The sequence below is a fragment of the Steroidobacter sp. genome (assembly GCF_016790065.1).
In the GTDB taxonomy this organism is placed as follows: Bacteria; Pseudomonadota; Gammaproteobacteria; order Steroidobacterales; family Steroidobacteraceae; genus Steroidobacter.
On record NZ_JAEUPY010000865.1, the window covers coordinates 1 to 2234 of the forward strand.

Consider the following 2234-nt stretch of genomic DNA (forward strand, 5'->3'; position numbering starts at 1 on the left):
GCCATGCACTGTCCTCGCCCAGTGCGTCAGGCATGCCAGAAGGCATTCTGGCCGCGCTCGCAAAAGTTCAGATCTCCGAGCACGCTTGATCGCTCGGCAGATGAAGCCCCGTGAGTTTACAACTCGTCCTGGGAAGTGAACTCACGCCGACGGTTGAGATGACGATAGATAACATGCGTCAATCCTTCACTATCGCGTTTCCGGAGCATCGCCAGCATCTCGCGATGGTCGGCGCTGCTGGCGCGGATGCCAGCGAGCGTGCTCCACGTGCCGGTGTTGCCGAATGTGCCGCGTTCGCGCAATTCACGAATCTCATCGGCCAGCAAGTCGTTGCCGGAAAATCGATAAAAGACGTCATGCAGCTGCCAGTTGATATCACGCAGCTTGGCGTGGTCGGCCCGGTCCGCGGCGACGTCGAAGGCTTCCACCAGGGCGGCGAACTTCTCGATGTCTGCGTCGGTGGCGCGACTCACTACGAGTCGGGCGGCGCCGGTTTCCACGATCACGCGGGTCTCGTACAAATGCTCGCGCTGCGCATCGTTGTGGTTGACGACGCGATAGCCACGATTTGGAACGTGCTCGACCAGTTGCCTCGTGGCGAGTTCAGTGAGGGCCGCACGAACTTCCGAGCGCGTGGCAGCGTACTGAGATTCCAGGTCGGCTTGCTTCAGCCATTCGCCGGATCGGAAGCGCCCCCGTAGCAAATCGATCCGCAGCCGCTCGTAAAAAGTCTTTTCCATGTTTGTGTAGGTCCGGGGACAGAGCTGGCGGATTTTGGTGCCAAATTAAGTATCAATCAAGGAGAAAACACGATGTCCGGCAATGATGATTCACGGCTCGCAGCGGTAGGCGCTCGAGAGGAGCTCGAATGCGCGTGTATTCAGATGACGAGCGGCCCGGAGGCGGATCGAAATCTGGCACAGATTCGGGATTGGTTTAGATCCCCCGCGATTCAATCCGCTGATCTGGTGGCTCTTCCCGAGGCAGTGGACCTCCTCGATGCGGATGCGGATCGAGTCCGGGCCTACGCTCGACCTCTCGCCGAGCACCGGTTTCTGTTGGGCATTCGTGAGTTGGCGCGTGAATCCCGTAAGTGGGTGCTGGTTGGCTCGGTAACCGCGCGATCGTTGCAAGGCGCGGTGGTGAATCGTTGCGTCGTGGTCGGGCCGGATGGGGAGTTGGTCACGACCTACGACAAGATTCATTTATTCGATGCTCCAGTGAGTGGTGACAACGAAGTGCCGGAGTCGGCGCTTTATGGGCGAGGGCATGTGGCACAAGTCGTCGCGTTGCCGTGGGTTCGGCTCGGTCTGTCGATCTGTTACGACCTGCGATTTCCCTTGTTGTATCGGTCGCTGGTCCGGCACGGAGCAGAGCTGCTAAGCGTACCGTCCGCGTTCCTCAAAACAACCGGGGAAGCTCACTGGCATACCTTGCTGCGAGCCCGCGCCATCGAAAGCGGCTGCTTCGTGATCGCGCCGAATCAGTGTGGCACACCGGAGGACGGGATCCCGCGCTATGGCCATTCGCTCATCGTCGATCCGTGGGGGCGAGTCATTGCGGACGCTGGCCAGAGCTCCGGCGTCATCAGCGCCAGGCTCGACCTCAACCTCATCGACCGGTGCCGCGAGGCGCTGCCTTGCCTGGAGCACGAGCGTTCATTTGTAACGGAGATCCGGGCCGCTGAGCTGATCTAGTTTTGTTTCGGCCAATATTGGTACCAATTTAGGATTCGATATTGTATCCGGATACGAAATTGGCTAGGATTTTGGTGCGCGTAGTACATCTATAAATAGGGGAGTTACCGTGACCAACGATTTCAGAGGTTTAGGTTTGAGCCCAGCTGGCCTGGGCAGGGCAAGCGCGGTGGCGGCGCTCGTGATCGGAACCGCACCCGCATGGTCGCAGCAGGTGTCGGGGCCGAACGAAGCCGAGGCGCATCAGAACCGTGTCGAGGAAATCATGGTGATGGGTTCGCGTCTGCCGACCGAGCTGACCTCGATGCCGATCTCGGTCAACGTTATCGGTGAGGAAGAAATCTCGAAGCAGCTAGGCACCACGCAAGATCTGCAAGCGGTTCTGGCGCAACTCGTGCCTGGTCTGTCGCTGAGTAATCAGGCCACCGTTAATACATACACTTCCTTGCGCGGGCGTAAGCCAGTGATCCTGGTCGACGGCGTGCTGCTGACCTCAACTCTGAACGATGTGTCGCGGGAGTTGAGCGAACTCGATCC

Annotated in this window: 3 protein-coding genes; 2 read left to right on the forward strand and 1 reads right to left on the reverse strand. The window is 59.2% G+C overall.

The features are described 5' to 3' along the window. Positions 1–116: 116 nt before the first annotated feature. Complete coding sequence (locus tag JNL55_RS34740; protein WP_293865757.1) at positions 117–740, reverse strand: GntR family transcriptional regulator; 624 nt, start codon at positions 738–740, stop codon at positions 117–119. Positions 741–812: 72 nt separating this feature from the next. Between JNL55_RS34740 and JNL55_RS34745 the strand changes: the two genes are divergently transcribed. Both JNL55_RS34745 and JNL55_RS34750 read left to right on the forward strand, forming a co-directional pair. Continuing rightward, complete coding sequence (locus tag JNL55_RS34745) at positions 813–1697, forward strand: carbon-nitrogen hydrolase family protein (protein WP_293865760.1); 885 nt, start codon at positions 813–815, stop codon at positions 1695–1697. A 109-nt stretch (positions 1698–1806) separates the two neighbouring features. Beyond that, positions 1807–2234, forward strand: a 428-nt coding sequence (locus tag JNL55_RS34750; protein WP_293865763.1) for a TonB-dependent receptor plug domain-containing protein, incomplete at its 3' end; no start/stop codon positions are given.